This is a genomic window from Paenibacillus sepulcri (genome assembly GCF_042647105.1).
GTDB lineage: Bacteria > Bacillota > Bacilli > Paenibacillales > Paenibacillaceae > Paenibacillus_Z > Paenibacillus_Z sepulcri.
Map to the genome: position 1 here is coordinate 900,006 of NZ_JBHRUP010000001.1, position 16,358 is coordinate 916,363.

Annotated in this window: 14 protein-coding genes; all 14 read right to left on the minus strand. The window is 53.4% G+C overall.

Going from position 1 to position 16,358, the window contains the following annotated elements:
• Positions 1-2: 2 nt before the first annotated feature.
• The 14 genes from ACFOLF_RS04000 to ACFOLF_RS04065 all read right to left on the minus strand — a co-directional run bounded on the left by ACFOLF_RS04000 (position 3) and on the right by ACFOLF_RS04065 (position 16,009).
• Complete coding sequence (locus tag ACFOLF_RS04000) at positions 3-1,199, minus strand: M20 peptidase aminoacylase family protein (protein WP_210039705.1); 1,197 nt, start codon at positions 1,197-1,199, stop codon at positions 3-5.
• 21 nt (positions 1,200-1,220) lie between these two features.
• A complete protein-coding gene (locus ACFOLF_RS04005; RefSeq protein ID WP_210039704.1) occupies positions 1,221-2,231 on the minus strand; it encodes an LLM class flavin-dependent oxidoreductase in 1,011 nt (336 codons plus the stop codon).
• A gap of 18 nt (positions 2,232-2,249) precedes the next feature.
• Complete coding sequence (locus tag ACFOLF_RS04010; RefSeq protein ID WP_210039703.1) at positions 2,250-3,002, minus strand: amino acid ABC transporter ATP-binding protein; 753 nt, start codon at positions 3,000-3,002, stop codon at positions 2,250-2,252.
• The gene (locus ACFOLF_RS04015) at positions 2,999-3,709 is read right to left on the minus strand and encodes an amino acid ABC transporter permease (RefSeq protein ID WP_210039702.1); all 711 of its coding nucleotides are present in this window, start codon (positions 3,707-3,709) and stop codon (positions 2,999-3,001) included. Before ACFOLF_RS04015 ends, ACFOLF_RS04010 begins: the two co-directional genes overlap by 4 nt.
• The gene (locus ACFOLF_RS04020) at positions 3,706-4,488 is read right to left on the minus strand and encodes an amino acid ABC transporter permease (protein WP_210039701.1); all 783 of its coding nucleotides are present in this window, start codon (positions 4,486-4,488) and stop codon (positions 3,706-3,708) included. Before ACFOLF_RS04020 ends, ACFOLF_RS04015 begins: the two co-directional genes overlap by 4 nt.
• Before the next feature lie 39 nt (positions 4,489-4,527).
• Positions 4,528-5,388: a transporter substrate-binding domain-containing protein gene (locus tag ACFOLF_RS04025; protein ID WP_210039700.1), complete on the minus strand. Its 861-nt coding sequence runs from the start codon at positions 5,386-5,388 to the stop codon at positions 4,528-4,530.
• Positions 5,389-5,561: 173 nt separating this feature from the next.
• Positions 5,562-6,443: a LysR family transcriptional regulator gene (locus tag ACFOLF_RS04030; protein WP_210039699.1), complete on the minus strand. Its 882-nt coding sequence runs from the start codon at positions 6,441-6,443 to the stop codon at positions 5,562-5,564.
• Positions 6,444-6,572: 129 nt separating this feature from the next.
• Positions 6,573-6,860: a hypothetical protein gene (locus tag ACFOLF_RS04035; RefSeq protein WP_210039698.1), complete on the minus strand. Its 288-nt coding sequence runs from the start codon at positions 6,858-6,860 to the stop codon at positions 6,573-6,575.
• Between the two features lie 6 nt (positions 6,861-6,866).
• Positions 6,867-7,430 carry an NADPH-dependent FMN reductase gene (gene ssuE, locus ACFOLF_RS04040; protein WP_210039697.1) on the minus strand — a complete coding sequence of 188 codons (564 nt, stop codon included), beginning with the start codon at positions 7,428-7,430 and terminating at the stop codon, positions 6,867-6,869.
• A gap of 394 nt (positions 7,431-7,824) precedes the next feature.
• Entirely contained in the window at positions 7,825-8,838 is a 1,014-nt protein-coding gene (locus ACFOLF_RS04045) for an ABC transporter substrate-binding protein (RefSeq protein WP_210039696.1), read from the minus strand.
• Between the two features lie 90 nt (positions 8,839-8,928).
• Complete coding sequence (locus ACFOLF_RS04050; RefSeq protein ID WP_210039695.1) at positions 8,929-10,554, minus strand: helix-turn-helix domain-containing protein; 1,626 nt, start codon at positions 10,552-10,554, stop codon at positions 8,929-8,931.
• Between the two features lie 221 nt (positions 10,555-10,775).
• Positions 10,776-11,306, minus strand: a complete 531-nt coding sequence (locus ACFOLF_RS04055) for a type 1 glutamine amidotransferase domain-containing protein (protein WP_210039694.1) — start codon at positions 11,304-11,306, stop codon at positions 10,776-10,778.
• A 132-nt stretch (positions 11,307-11,438) separates the two neighbouring features.
• A complete protein-coding gene (gene helD, locus ACFOLF_RS04060) occupies positions 11,439-13,778 on the minus strand; it encodes an RNA polymerase recycling motor HelD (protein ID WP_210039693.1) in 2,340 nt (779 codons plus the stop codon).
• Positions 13,779-14,014: 236 nt separating this feature from the next.
• On the minus strand, positions 14,015-16,009 hold the full coding sequence (locus ACFOLF_RS04065; RefSeq protein ID WP_210039692.1) for a peptidoglycan D,D-transpeptidase FtsI family protein: 1,995 nt from the start codon (positions 16,007-16,009) through the stop codon (positions 14,015-14,017).
• Positions 16,010-16,358: the final 349 nt, after the last annotated feature.

The following is a 16,358-nucleotide window of genomic DNA, read 5'->3' on the forward strand; positions in this document are numbered from 1 at the left end:
AATTACGATAGCGTCATATGATCGTTGATTGGTAATGGTGAACCCTCCTGCCCGCTCAATCGATTGATGGCGTCAACAGCCAGCTCCGCAAAGAAAGATGCGGCGACCGGCAGTGCCGCTTCATCCACATCAAAAGCGGGATGATGCCACTCCTGCGGCCCCGATGTCCCCATGAACACAAACACGCCGGGCACTTTTTTCAGATAAAAGGCAAAGTCCTCACCCGCCGGGGACGGAGCGGGCCGGACAACCGTCAAGCCCAGCGATTCCGCTGTGTGCGCCGCCTGGGATGCCCACTTCTGATCGTTGATCACTGCCGGCGGCCCGTCAATCCAGTTGACTCTGGCTTTGGTCCCGAAGGCAGCGGCCACACCGATGACCACCTGCTCGAAACGCTCCAGTACCCTGCTGCGCACATCCTCGTCAAAGGTCCGGATGGTGCCGTCGAAGATGGCCCTGTCGGCAATTACATTCCAGGCCGTCCCGCTGTGGAGACGGGTCACGCTGACGACGGCGCTGCCCAGCGCGCTAACATTGCGGCTGACGATCGACTGCAGGGCGGTAATCATATGCGCTGCCGTTACAATCGGATCAAGACCGGCTTCCGGAACCGCCGCATGTGTGCCCAGCCCTTCCACCGCAACTTCAAATCCATCGGCGGCAGCCATAATCGGGCCCTCTTTGATACCGATGGTTCCCACCGGCAGATCCGGTTTGTTATGCATGCCGAATACGGCTTGAACGCCTTCCAGAGCGCCGCTTGCGATAACCTGCTGCGCGCCTCTCGCCTTCTCCTCGGCGGGCTGGAACAGGAAGCGCACCGTTCCGCGGAGCTCCTGCTCCCTGCTTTTGAGCAGCAGCGCCGTGCCGATAATGGATGCGGTATGAAAATCATGTCCGCAGGCATGCATCCTGCCGGTAATGCGGGACGCGAAGGGCAAGCCGGTCTCTTCCTGAATCGGCAGCGCGTCGATATCCGCCCGCACGGCAACAACAGGCCCGCCATGCAGACCGCCGATTTCCGCGACGAGTCCGGTTTTGAGCGGATAGTCGGCGATGCGGATGCCGGCCTCCGTCAACCACCGGCGTATCGATGCGGTAGTCTCGAATTCCTCGCCCGACACCTCGGGATTCTCATGAAGATGACGGCGAATCGCAACCAACTGCTCCACCAACGGTTCTGCAGAAGACAAACTCATATCAACATCCTCCTTAAAGCTTTATACAGGAAGCTCGGTAAACGCCTGATTCAATAATTTGAACGAATGAATCCGTTTGTCGAACTCCTTCACGATCGTGGTGAAAATAAACTCATCCACACCGTAGGTTTCCTTCAGCTCCAGCAGCCTTGCACGGACGGTTTCCTTGGTGCCTTTCGTAATATCCGCATCCCGGATTTCATAAGTAAAGGTCTCCCCGGCCTGCCTCGCGAATTCCTCCGCCTGCTCAAGCGTGCCGACATTCACAGTCTTGCCGCTGGCCAGCGTCACCCGGACATTCTTGAACTCTCCCGCCATTTCCACGGCTTCCTCATGAGTATCCGCCGCGATGACGGACAATGCAAGGATGGTTTTCGGCTGTGCGCCGGTTTCCCGATTGAAATTGCTGCGGTAGACTTCAAAAGCCTTCTTCGCCGTTTCCGGATCATTGTTGATAAATAAGGCAAAAGCATAGGGGTAACCGCGCTCGGCGGCCAGCTCGGCGCTGCTTACGCTGGTGCCAAGCATATGAATGGCAGCCGGCTGCTGAGTGAGCGGATTCGCCTGAAGACCTGCGAGCGGGTGATCCTCCCCTGCCGGACTGTGGAGAAACTGCTCCAGCTCTATCAGCTTCTCGGCCAGGGACGGTGAATCCGTCTGCCCCTTCTGCAGCGCTTTGGTGGAACGCGGCAGTCCGCCGGGTGCCCGGCCTATGCCGAGCTCCACGCGGCCTGGCGCCAGCGCCGCCAGCACGTTGAAGTTTTCGGCTACCTTATAAGGGCTGTAATGCTGCAGCATGACGCCTCCCGATCCAATCCGGATCTTCTCTGTCCGGGCCAGAAGATAGGAAATCAGCACCTCCGGGGAGGAACCGGCCATCAGGGGCGAATCATGATGCTCAGACACCCAGAAACGCTCAAAACCAAGCGATTCCGCCAGCTGCGCCAGTTTGACGGTATTGGCCAGCGCCTCGCCCGGCGTTTGCCCCGGGAACACAATGCTTTGATCTAAAATACCAAATTTTACAGCCATTTGCATCCGCTCCAATCGTTATATGGAATACACGCCTTCCGGCGTAATGCGCTTCAGGAACTGCTTGGTCCGCTCTTCTTTGGGCGAGCCGAAAATCTCTGTTGGCGTGCCTTCCTCCACAATGACGCCGTCATCCATAAAGACGACATGGTTTGCGACATCCTGGGCAAAGCTCATCTCATGGGTCACGATAATCATTGTAATGCCTTCCCTGGCAATCTTGCGGATGACGGCCAGAACCTCTCCCACAAGCTCCGGATCAAGCGCCGAGGTCGGCTCGTCGAACAATATAACATCCGGATTGAGCGCCAGCGCCCGGGCAATTCCCACCCGCTGCTGCTGCCCGCCCGATAATTGGCTCGGATAGGCATCCAGCTTGTTTCCAAGGCCTACCTTCTCCAGATGCTCCACGCTTATTTTGCGGGCTTCTTCTTTGGAGAGCTTCTTGACGATGATCAGGCCTTCCATAACATTCTCAAGAGCTGTCTTATGGCGGAACAGATTGTACTGCTGGAAGACCATAGCCGTCTTCTGCCGAAGCTGGTGAATATCCGCTTTTGCCGGATTCCTGCAGTTGACGGTGAAGCCGTCAATGGAAATTTCCCCGCCGCTTGCTCTCTCCAGATAATTGATGCAGCGCAGCAGAGTGGTTTTGCCGGAGCCGCTTGGGCCGAGAATGGCGACGACTTCGCCTTTTTTGACCGTCAGATCGATGCCCTTGAGCACCTGGTGGCGGCCGAAGGACTTGGTGATTTGGGTCAGCCTGATCATGCTACTCCCCCCTTGTTGTAAACGTTGATCCTTCTCTCGATAAGACCCGTTGCCCGCTCGATCAGGAAGGTCAGTGCCCAGAAGATCAGCGCGGCCGCAATATAGGCTTCTGCGAACTTCCAGTTCGTCGAGGCGACGATCTGGGCCTGGGCGTTAAGATCCACAACCGATACCGTAAAAGCGAGTGTTGAACCGTGCAGCATGCCGATGACATTGTTCGAAAGATTCGGCAGTGAAGCGGCGAGCGCCTGCGGGAATAAAATCCGCCTCAGCGCCTGCGGGGTGGTCATTCCCACCGAATAGGCCGCCTCCATCTGCCCCTTGTTGACTGCCAGCAGGCCTGACCGTATGACCTCCGACATATAAGCGCTGGCTGTGATGGAGAAGGAGATATACGCAAAACCAATCATCGGGATCGAGGCCGAGTTGAAGGACCAGCCGAACTGCTTAGCCAGGCTGTCTATGATCAGCTGAAGCCCGAAATAGATGAGAAGCAGATGCGTCAGCATCGGCGTGCCCCGGATAAAGGTCACATAGGATGCCGCGATAGGATAGAGCACAGGCACTTTATAGATGCGGATCAGAGCAATGGCCGTCCCGATAATAAAGCCGCAGCTTACGGAGACAATCGTAATGTACAGGGTTGTCGGAAGCGCCGCGAGCAGTCCCACGACGGCAGTCCAGATGAATGACGGGTCCAGCTTCATAGTCTCGACTCCCCTCTGCCAATGCCGATTGCGCCCGTAACCTGACGGAAGACCATGTTTATTCCTTTGCGCCTCCTGGTCTTCTCAACAGCCTGATTCTCGTGCCGGAGCAGCCTGCTTTCCAGCTTGTTGAACATTTTCTCCAGAATAAAGCTGATAATAAAATAGATGATCGCCAGTGAAATATAGGTTTCGATAAAATGCTGCGACAGCGCCCCAAGCGTCTGCGCCTTGCCGGTCATTTCCATAATGCCGAGCGTGAACGCCAGGGACGTGTCCTTGAGCGTGGCAATAACCAGATTGGCGAACACGGGAACGGAGATCGCGAGCGCCTGCGGCAGCATAATGCGGGAGAATGCCTGATAGCCCGTCATGCCCACCGAGTACGCTGCTTCCACCTGTCCCCTGTCCACGGCCGTCACGGCTCCCCGGATCGCCTCGGCCATATATGCCCCGCCATGCAGGGAATACGTCAGAATGACGAAATACAGGACAGGGACCCGGGAAACATCCAGATCAATCAGCTTCAGAATCTCCGGCAGCCCGTAGTAGAACAGGAAGAGCTGGATCAGAACAGGCGTGCCGCGAAAAAAGGAAATATACACCTGCGAGAAACGCTGCAGGACCGGTATCCGGTACAATCTAGGGAGCGCGACGAGAAATCCGACGACAATCCCCAGCAGAATCGAACTGGCCACAATGAGAAGGGTGATTCTCAGCGTAGGCAGAAGCTTGATCAGATACTCGAAGACATAGGAAATATCAAAGGGCTCGCCCATCTTGCGATCTCACCTTTCATAAGGTTATACAGCCTTGATCTAGGTGTAATCTTGACCAAGCCAGGTGGTGCTGAGTTTGGAAAGCGTTCCGTCGGCTTTGATTTCCTTGATGGCTTCGTCGATGGCATCGGACAGCTTCTGGTCATCGGCGTCGTTCTTGCGGAATACAAACAGAATTTCTGCATCGCTGAGCGGCTCGCCAACGGTTTTGAGCTTGCCCTGCGGATCGATCAAAGACAGCGAGAAATCAGCTGCAAGCGTAGCGTCGACTCGGCCTGTGGTCAGTTGGCTCACCGTATCGTTGGCTGCGCCGCTCTGGTAGACGATGTTGATTTTTTTGTCATGATCCTTGTTGTAATTCTCCAGAATTTGAGCCTCCGCGCTGGTGGCGCCCGTCAGTACTTTCTTTCCTGCCAGATCATCCAGCGTCTTGATGGTGTCATTGTCCTTCGCGACGACAATTTTATTTTTCCAATGTGCGTAAGCCTCTTTGTTAAAGAGATATTTCTCTTCGCGCTCCGGATTTTTCTCCATTTCATGAGCGACGAAGTCGATTTTCTTGGTATCCAGACTGAGCAGCAGGTTGGCAAAATCCATCGTTTGCAGTTCAAATTCATAACCTGCAAGTCGTTTGTCGATTTCCTTCACAAGCTCCACATCAAACCCGGTAAGCTTGCCGTTCTCGTCCAGGAAGCAGACTTTGGGAAACTGCGTTCCCGTTCCGACAATGATTTTTTTAACCTCCTGCGAAGCACCCGTACCGGCGGTATCGGTGGTGTTTGCGTTAGCGGCGGCATTCGTTCCGTTGGCGGAACCTTCGTTTGTGTTGTTCTTGCTGCCGCATGCCGAGATGACCAGGACGATAGCGAGAATCAGGGAAAACACAGTAAATTTCTTCATCTTCAAACCCCTCCGATTATGTTCATATATTATGTTTATAATTCCTACCGGATAAGTAAGGATTATAGTTGAGATTTACTTTACACCCCGCTCCGGGCATCGTCAATAGGTGCGCTTATAGAAAGGTTCTATATGAACATTCAAATATCCAATCATCCCGCAGCGGCGGGGCTTCAGCGGATCGAAAGCTCCTTGCCAATGTCCAGAATAGCTTCAATAAACGCCGCATGCTCGCCAAGATTGGCGATCAGATTCGTCTGCATGGAAATGCCGTCCGTCTCTGGAAAATAAATTGGAAACAGCTTGCCGCTGCGGATTTCCTGACGCACACACCAACCCGGAAGGAAGCACATCCCCGCTTTCTCGATGACGAGCTTCTTGGCCATTTCGGAGTTGTCCGTCTGGATCTGGATATTGGGCGGTTGATCCAGTTTATCGAAGATCCGGTGGATTCGCAGCCAGTCCAGAGCTCCGCACTCGAAGAAAACAAGCGGCTGCCCGGCAATTGCTTCGATCGTAAGCGTCGTTTCACTCAGAAACGGGTGGCCTTCATACGTATACAGCTGGATCGGGTCCTCATATAATTTGACCGACTGCAGATTGGGGTGGGAAACATTGCGGACGAAGCCGATGTCCACCTCTTTGTTAAGCACTTTATTGACAATATCATCTGTCACACCTGTGACGATTTTGTACCGGGTTGACGGAAAAACCCGATTCAGCAGCGGAAGCAGCTCCGGAATCAGGTAATTCGAAACCGATAGCGTACAGCCGATTCTGAATTCATCCGGGAGCGATTTCTTCTGGTTGATATTCTGCTTGCCCTTCTGATAAATCAGAAGCAGCTGCTGGGCATAAGGCAGGAACCGCTTGCCTTCTTCCGTAACCTGGATTTGCTTGCCGATCCGGTCAAACAGCTTGCAGTTCAGCTCACGCTCAAGCGATTGAATGCGGGCCGTTACGGACGGCTGCGACAAATACAAGGCTTCGGCAGCCTTGTTGAATCCTCCATAGTGAATGACATAAACGAAAGCTTCCATATTTTCTATATTCATTGGCGTTCATCCCCTTTGATTCGATAGAAGCGGAGGCGTAATGCCGTCCCGCTGTCTTCCCTGGATTAAAAGAAAACATTCCGTCTGTATGGACCGGAATGTTTTTATAATGGTTTCAGCTCTGGTTTATCAAACCGCCTGCTGCGTACGCTCCAGAAAGGAGTCCAGAACATTCGCAAGCTTCCCTCTTCCGAAGGATATAAACTTGCCTGTGCTGACGCCTTGATCACGTGCAGCAAATTCAAGAAACTGTATAATTGCTCTTCGTCTATCCATAATATCCACAAGCCCATTGTCGAATAGCCGCTGGTCGATTGTATTGTAGATGCCCCTGTTCAGCTTGAAATGAACCAGGCAGTACTCGTAAAAGGCCAGATCGGGCCGCTGCAGCACCTGCTTATCGATACCGGTTCCCATGGCCATTCATCCCGCAGCAATTTCTTTATTGCGTGCTTTCTTCCACTGCAGCTCGTCATGCAGCTGTCCCAGCGCATCATCCAGACGCTGGCGGATTTCCTCCGATACCTCAAAGACATTGTTATCGAAGCGGCTGATCGCCTGGTCTACCGCGTAGACGCCGCCCAGAATATGATGCCCGCCCAATGCGGCAATAACAGGCTTCAGGGCATAGTCGATGGCCAACAAATGCGCAATGGAGCCGCCGATGAAATAAGGCAGCGTAATCTTGTCGCGCAGACCCTTCATCGGTATCAGATCCAGGAAGGTCTTCAAAACGCCGGTGTAGGACGCCTTATAGACGGGGCTGCCGATAATCACGGCATCCGCTTGTTCTACCCAGCCAACCGCCTCGATAATTTCGGGGCTGTTGAAATTGGCCTGAATCAGATCCTGCGCCGGCAGATCGGCGACATGGATCGTTCTGATCTCATGTCCCCATGCCTCAAGCCTGGGCTGGCTATATTGAATGAGTCCGTACAATCTCGAGCTCCGGTTCGTGCTGCCTGATATAATCACGATTTGTGCCATTGAATGACCTCCTGAAAGTTTTTAGGACGAAGGAGACAATACCTGCTTCCTTGAGCTTACACTTTTGCATATAATGGATATCATTTATTCACGATAAATACCCAGTATTCCAATAAGAATTAATGTTGAGCTAAATATAGCAAAATTTCTCTCCTTTGTCTATACATCTTTAGCTAAGTAATTGGCTTATCAGCTATCCTCTGAGCCGGACAGCTGCTTGTTCCCGCATGTATAAGATATTGCTCTTGCCTGGAGCGCAGGCATAGCAAAACACCTCTCTTGCTCCGAGAGGTGCCTGCCGATTCTTCTATCAGGGCTTGGGCAGCCAGGTTTCCTATCTTCCATAAAACTGCGATCCCTTGCAGACCGTGGCTTCCATTTCTTGATTGCGCGGCTATTTGATTAGGAACGATTGTACTTCGTCCATAACCTTGCCGGTGGCGATCAGCCCGCTATTGATCCAGTAATCATAGTTCGCTTCGAATACCCGGTTTTCTTTGACTGCGGGAAGGCTTGTCCAGATCTTGCTGTCCATCATTTCATTCCTGAACGCTTTGCCTTCTTCCTCGGTTATCATGAAGATTGCGTACGCATCCTCCAAGTCGGGCAGCTTCTCCAGGGAAAGCTCGTTCTGGGCTTCTCCGCCCGCATCCTTCACCAGCTTGGTCTGAGTCAGCCCCAGATCCTTGTAAAGCACCGCTCCGCTGTAAAATTGATCTCCCAGCAGCGAAAATGTTTTGCCGGAAATGTCTACAATCGCCACAGGCTTGTTCCCGATTGCAGCCTGCAGCCGCTCTTTGGCTTTGGCCGCTTTGGCCTCATAATCGGCAATGGCCCTCTCGGCCGTTTCTGACTTGTTCAGCAGCCCGCCCAGCGTCCGGAGGGTCTTGCGTCCATCAGTACCGGACATGGCGAAAGAATAGGTCGGAGCGATTTTCGCGTAGTTTTCATACATGCCGTCATTGCCCAGAAACGACGCAAACAACAAAATGAGATCGGGGTTGTTTGATGCGACATTTTCCGGTTCGAGTCCTCCGCCGCCGAAATCAACCTTTGGCAGACCGTCAAGCTGATCCTTCAAATAGCCGATGACATTGTCGCCCCGCGACCATTGCGCCACATGCTTGATTCCGAGCACTGTCAGCGGATCCTCCAGGTAAGGCGCCCAAATGCGCTGCGGGTCGGAGGGAATCGTGACCTTATGTCCCGCTTCATCCGTTATCTCCTTGCTCTGCGAGGCATCGGATCCTTCAGCCGGCCCGGATGTCTCGGGAGCTGCCGGAGGCTCGGTGGTGGAAGCGGCTCCGTTCGATACGTTGGCATTGCCGTTTCCGGCAGTGGAGCCGCACCCGCTTGCAATGATGACAACGACTCCGATCAGTAACAATAGCAGTGAACCTTTTTTCATAATGATTTGTCTCTCTCCCTAATTGATAATTATTCTCAATAAGGGCAATTATAATATGGATGAGAGCCCGCTGCCATGGACAAAACGGCATTATACGGATGGACGTTTCGCAGCAAACAGCTGCAGCACCTCATCAACGATGCGATTATGCGCGAATGCCGTATATTCCAGCCATGGAAACGGCCGAATGAGAAAAATATGCCCTTCCCTTACTGCCTTGAGATGCCGCCAGTGGTCCGACACCCGCAGCTTCTGCCAGAAGATCGAGGAAGCTTCGTCCTCCCAGACCATGAGCAAGATACGATCGGCTTCAAATTCGGCCAGCCGCTCGGCGGATGTCTCTTCAACTCCCTCGATTTCCCCGATATTCCGTGCAGGACGAAGCCCGAGATCGCCATAAAGCACAGCGCCGATATTTCTTTGACCGTACACCAGTATCCGGTTTTGGGCAATGCAGACAACCATTACAGAATCCCTGCCGACTATGCCGTGCAGCGGGCCGCGGGCGTCCGCTGCTTTACGGTCGTAACCGCTCAGAAACTGCTCCGCCTCCTCCGTCCGTTCGAGAAAGACGGCAGTCGTCATCAGCTGCTCCCGCCAATCCGTCCGGGACCACGGAGTAAACAGGGACGGGGCTATTCGGCCTAATTTCTCTTGCACGGAATGGCTTTGAAAATCTCCTCCAATGATCACATCGGGGGAAATCCGACCGATTTCCTTGATCAGATCTCCGTCATCGTCGTTGAATGCATCCGTCTGAAGGACGGGGATATCGAGGTGGTAGTAAGAGCGGTAGTAGCCCGACCATCGGCTGTTCAACGCTGCCGAACCCGGCATGATTCCAAGTGCCAGCAATTGGCCGACAGCCGGGTAGCCGAGCGCCACAATATGACGTTCTTTGTTCCTTGCATATTGCGAAGGAGTAACGCCAGTATGCTTTCTGAACAAACGGCTGAAGTAAAACTCGTCGCGGTAACCTACCCGGTGGGCAACTTCGCGGACGGATCGGCCCGATACGAGCAGCAGCCTGCGGGCGGCTCCCAGCCGTACGGAGGTCAAGTATTCCAATGGCCCGATTCCGTAACGGCTGCGGAAGCGTTCGCGAAAATGCGTTTCGCTGCTGCCTGCCATATTTGCGAGCTGACCGATTGTCAGATTTTCGAAGTAGTTCTCCTGCATTTGTTTTCGGACCATCTCCAGCATATCGCCGGTCTGGTCCCGGGAATGTTGACGCGCATGGCTCGCGATCCATGCCAGAACTTCCAGGAAAAGGGCATGCAGAGAAATACGTTCCAGCTCGTCGCCCGCATTCCATTGCTCCGCCAGCTGGCAGCCGAGGGCAAGCGTCCGCTCATCCGCGGTGCCCGCAAATTCCCCAATCGTCCTCAGCATGTCCAGCCCGCCCGCCGACGGTCCCCCGTCCCCTGCGATGCCCGGGCGATGCACCGCAAATTCAAGGAAGAGCAGCTTCAGATGCTCTTTCATATCGGCGGCACAATGGACCTCCAGATACTGACGGGGAGGGACGCCGTATATTTTGAATGAATTTAGATGAACTGGACTTCCATTGAGCTTGATGAGAGCTTCGCCGGCTGTGACGATAACAATAAGATGACGGTCCGGCCGTTCGCGTTCCAGTCTCATACCGCCTGTAAGTCGGACAAGCTCGGCCTTCACTGGCAGCAGCCAGAAGTCCTCCCGATTTTGCTCGTTCACGTGAATGATTCCTCTCCGCTTGTGTAAGCCGTTAGTGATTGTGCTTATTTTAAATGATAATGATTCTCGTTGTCAAAGATAAAGGCTGCTGCTTGCCCCGAGAATCTCTCATACAGTCACTAAACCGCAAAAAAAACCATACCGGACGCGGGGGAGCGTGTCCGATATGGCCCCTTCAATATACATATATTTTCACATTATCGGCAGCTGCAACGTGCGGATTAAGACCTAACCCCGTTCGTGACTTCAACCGCATGCAGCGTTTCACGGATAAAGGCGGGAAGGTCCTGCGGCGTTCTCGAAGTGATCAGATTGCCGTCAACGACAACTTCCTTATCTACAAAAGTAGCGCCGGCGTTGCGCATATCATCCTGCAGCACCGGAACACTGGTGATCGTGCGTCCTTTGAGCAGCCCGGCGCTGATCAGCAGCTGGGGGCCGTGACAGACCGCCGAAACGGTCTTGTTCGCCTGCAGCATGGCGGTGACGAATTTTTTCATACCTGCATCCAGGCGGATATTCTCCGGGGACGAACCGCCGGGAATGATGACCGCATCGAATTCCTCGGGTTTAACGTCGCCAATCGCTTTATCCGCGGTATAGCCCGCCTTCCCCTGCTTCCCTTTCAAGGTCTCTCCTGCTTTCAAACCGACAATTACCGCTTCGTGCCCTTTTTGCCTGACAGCCTCATAGGGCTCTGACATTTCGGAGTCTTCGAACTCCTGACCTAATAGAAAAGCAATTCTAGCCATCGAAAACCAGCTCCTTCTTTGTCATGATATACTGCGAAGACGGTCCCGCCTACGATACCTATATTACCCTTGAGGCACAGCAAATAATCACACGGGCGGCAAAAATTGGACTTTATGTCCTGCTGTCTGCTGCTAACTCTCCAATTGAATAAAGGGGCTCCACTGCCCTATCGCATACAAATGCAGCTCATGCATGGCCCGCGTGCATACCGTATAGAACAGCCTACGCTCGCTCTCCCGGCCATACTGGACAGCTGATGCATTATAGACAATGACCGCGTCGAACTCCACCCCCTTGGCCAGATAGGAGGGAATGACCACTACGCCGGATTCGAAGGTCGTGGATTCCCGTTCAACAAGATGAAGCCCCGGGATCACTTCGCTGAACGCCCGGTAAGCCAGCATGCTCTCCGCGGCTGTTTTGCAAATAATCGCAACCGTCTGATGTCCGGCTTGAAGTAAACCGGCAACCGTGCCGGAAATGAGCTTGTGCAGCTCCTCTTCGCCAGAGACAAGCGTCAGCGCTGGCTCCTCGCCATCCCGGTTGAACGGCTGAATAACCTCTCCTCCTTCAATACAGCGGCTCGTAAACTCCACGATCTGCCGCGTCGAACGGTAGCTTCGGGTCAGCGTTATGGTTTCCGTATCCTCCGGATCATAGAGAGCGGATAATGCCTTGAATCCGCTGCTTCCTGCCGCGTTATGGGCATTAATCGACTGGTTCAGATCCCCAAGCGCCGTTACTCTGCTGTGCGGAAACAGCCGCTTCAGGAAGGCGAACTGAAAAGCGGTATAGTCCTGCGCTTCGTCAATCAGCAGATGACGTACGGAGGTATTCGTATGAAAGCCGCGCACACGTTCGACCAGATACAAATATGGAGTTGCATCCTCATAGGCCATTTCACCCTTGTCCAGCCTTGCAATCGTTGCCGCGCATATTTCCTCCCAATGCTCCGGAAGGCCGCCCTCAACTTCGGAGGCGAATCGCCGGGCAAAGGCAGGATCGGCATAAAGCTGCCGGTAGGTCGCTTTCAGATTGACGAAGGCAAACTTCTTCACCCGCGAGCGGAGCGGTTTGAAGCTCTCGCCAAGGACATAATCGATCAGCTCCTCGCGTTCAAGGTCATGGTCATCAAAGGTCGAGCCGGAGTATTGTTTTTTTCGCTTCAGGTTCTGATAAATCCGGGCGTAGGTCTCATTATCCAGCAGCTCGATGGCATCCATCGCCCAATCCTCACCGCGCGCCTCCTTCTGGCGCTCGCTCAGACGCTGCAGCAGCCTTTGGGCCACCAGGCGGAGACGGTTCGGAACAGCCATTGACGGGTCCAGCGAATAGAAGGACTCCGCTATGCCCTCTGCCGTTACGACGGCCTTCCCGCGGAAGACAAGATCGCGGAAAAGCAGTCCCTGCCTGCCCAGTTCAGCCAAATAGCGGTCCATCAGCGCGACGAAGCCGTCCGAAGCCTTGAACCGGATCCCTTCAATGCGGGCTTCGTAGCCCGGCTGATCCATCCCCGTCAGCGCGTATTCCAGCTGGGCATACGGATTCTCCAGCCGGAAGGCCCTCCCGATCCGGTAGGCCAGATAGTCCTGGAAGGTCGTCTGCTCCATATTTTCCTCGCCAAGCTCGGGAAGAACGGTAGAAACATAGCTGTTGAACATCGGATTTGGCGAGAACAGCACAATTTGATCGGCTTTCAGAATGCCCCGGTACCGGTAAAGCAGATAGGCTACTCTCTGCAGCGCGGCAGAGGTCTTTCCGCTGCCAGCGGCGCCCTGAACAACCAGCAGGCGGCTGCGCTCATTGCGGATGATCCGGTTCTGCTCCCCTTGGATGGTCGCCACGATGCTCTTCATCTGCGCGTCGGATTGTTTGCCCAGCACCTCCTGGAGCAGTTCATCCCCTATGGTCACACCGGTATCGAATAAGCTGACAATAATGCCGTCGCGGATTACAAATTGTCTCTTCACCTTCAGCTCGCCATGAATCGTTCCGGATGGAGTCTCGACCTCTGCAGGACCAGGAGGATAGTCGTAATAGAGACTGGATATGGGAGCCCGCCAATCATAGATCAGATAATTCTCATCCGCGCGGTCACGAAGGGAGGCAATTCCCAGGTAGATACAATCCTCCTGCTGCTCCCCGTCTTCCATAAAATCAATCCGTCCGAAGTAGGGGGAATTCCGCAGCTTCCTGAGTGTTCTAAGCTGCACGGACGCCTGGCCGTGAGTACGCTCACGCTCGGACAGCAGCTCGGCCTGCTGCTTCATGCTGGCAAAGGTTTCTGCCACTTCCGCAGTATCTTCAAAGTTGACGGTTACGTCTTCCCAGAAATTTTTCCGTATTTCGACCATTTCGGATTTTGACTCCAATGTTTCCTGCTCCAGCAGATCTATGCGTGTATCGATCTGTTCTACGACCTCATCCACGCGCCGCTGTTCCTCTGTCCAATCCTGATTGGTTTCGTTCATCCTCTAATCGCCCTCTCATCCAAAAGAAACTATTGACATTCCAACAATTATTATGATATAATTATAGTGGATAATTACGAAAATTTATGATTTTTTCTTTTCAGTCCGTCTATAGATTTTACCAGACTGTCATCAGAAGATCAATTCATTACTTACGCTTAATAAGCGGAGCGCTCCTGCAGCGCTCCGCTTTCTTGTTTTTGCCGGTAGAACGGCAGGGCTTGCAAAGCGCTGCCTTATTTCTTTCCGGACAATCTGCCGGTCTCCGCATCGTAGGCATCGAAAATTTGCCGGGCAATCGGAGCCGCCCCCCAGCCGCCAAACCCGCCGTCGGGAACGATGACCGCCACTGCCAGCACCGGGTCTTCGGCCGGCGCGAAAGCGATCAGCACCGCATTTTCCACTTTCTTGCGGTCTCCCGCGTCCTGCTCGGACGTGCCGGTCTTGCGCAGAAAGGTATAGTTGACGCCCTCAAAGCCCTCGACCTTAACCTGGGACATCCCCTTGTAAATTTCATCCCAGTACTTCTGGGGGAAACTGATGGTATTCAATACTTTGGGCTCAAAGCCCTGAATGATGCTTCCATCCGTGCCGCGGATTTCATTCACGAATTGCGGCTGCATTCTCTTCCCGCCGTTGGCCAGCATTGAGGCATATTGGGCAAGCTGAAGCGCGGTGTACCGCCCCTGCTGGCCGAACGAAGCCCGGACAAGCGCCGACTGCCTGCTTGCTGCCTCGGCTTCGTGATAATAATCGATTACGCCGGCCGATTCCCCCGGAAGGCCGCTCTCTGTAGATACTCCCAATCCGAACTGCTTCATATAGCTGTCCCATACATCCACGCTTTTCGCGCCGTACTTGTCCAGAAGCCTGTCTCCGACCATGGCCGACATGAAGGTATTGGACGATTTTGCGATCGCCTGATAAGGATGGAGCTGACCGTAAGCATGGTTGTCGGAGTTATGGATCGGCACCTCATGGCCTTTCTTGCCGAAATAATATACCCCCGTGTCGGAGTAGACGGAGCCGGTCGTGAACAGACCCTCCTGCAATCCAATCATGACTGATAAGGGTTTCTGCGTCGAACCCAAATATACGAGCGAAGGCGGATGCCGGTCCCGCTCCTTCTTGGAATCATAGGGAGCATAGACCTGCCGGATCGTGCCGTTGTATTGATAATATTCGATATTCTTCAAATCCTCTTCGGATATTTTCCCGCCTGCCCATACATTCGGGTTATAATCCGGCATGCTGGCCATGGCGACAATCTTGCCCGTATTCACTTCCATGGCTACCGCATAGCCAGTCTTGGCATTTTTGCCTTCGTTCAGAGGCGAGCTTGCGGCGGTTTGGAGCGTCTTCAGCTGATCCGTAATCGCCTGCTCCGTTGACAGCTGGACATTCCGGTTGATGGTCAGATAGATATCATCGCCGCGCACCGGTTTTGTAATTTTGGGAGGTCCGATAATCAGGCTGCTGGCATCAACCGGATAGGTTTTCAAGCCGTTTTTGCCCCGCAGCTGATCCTGATACATATATTCAAGCCCGTCCATGCCTACATCCTCATCGTCCAGAAGCTGCAGCGCCGGGTCTGTCTCTTCCTGCTTTTGTTTATACTTGTCCACGCTCTCCCGCACACCCTTATATTTCTTCAAATAGCCGACCAGCTGCACGGCAATCGTGCTTTGATCGTAATGGCGGACGCTTTCCTCCACGATATCGATTCCCTGATACAGATCCCGGTTCTCGGAGAAATAAGCGATTTCCCCCTGCGACAAGCCTGATTTGATCCGCCGGGGCACCGTATACGAATTCCGGCTATGGCCCAGATCCATTTGACGGATGATGTCTCCGGAAGTCATGGCAGGCTCTTCCTTGCTGCCGTATTCAGCAAAAGCTTCGCTCAGCCTCGCGGCAAGGGCCTCGGCATCCTCTTCTTTGAAGCCCGGCTGAATCGAGAAATAGAGGGACTGCGAGGATATGGAATACGCGATGGGCTGACCGGATGAATCCAGTATATTGCCGCGCGCAGGCGGAATTTCAATGTCTCTTTGTCCCGATTTGCTTTCCTCCTCCTGGAGGGCGGGACTTCTGACGAATTGCAGAACAGCCAGCTGAATAATGAGAATGGCGAACAGGATAAAGGAGGCAAAGAAAAACAGGTTCAAACGAAGCGCAAAATGCCGCCGGCTCATGTTTTTCTTCACCGGCGGGTCGGCATGAAGAGACATCAATAACAACTCCTTGGCTGTGAATAATCGAGGGAATGGCAATTGGGACATATTAACATTTTATAGACGAGAATCCACGTCCAAAAGTTGCAAAAAAAGAAAGAAACCAACTGTCGCCGTCCTTTGGCGGCAAAGTTAGTTTCTTCCCTTAAATCCTATTGATTTATATTGCTTGAAACTTATTCCCGTTCTATAAGGCAAGATGAAACGGCTTAGCCGTCCTTTGATGGCTCAGTTAGTTTCTTCCCTTTGAAGTATCAGTTGGATAATTTTATATTTTCTTATAATTCCAAAAAACTTGCCGCGCTTGCAATGCAGCGCAGCGAGCCTCTCGACTGTCGTCCATTCC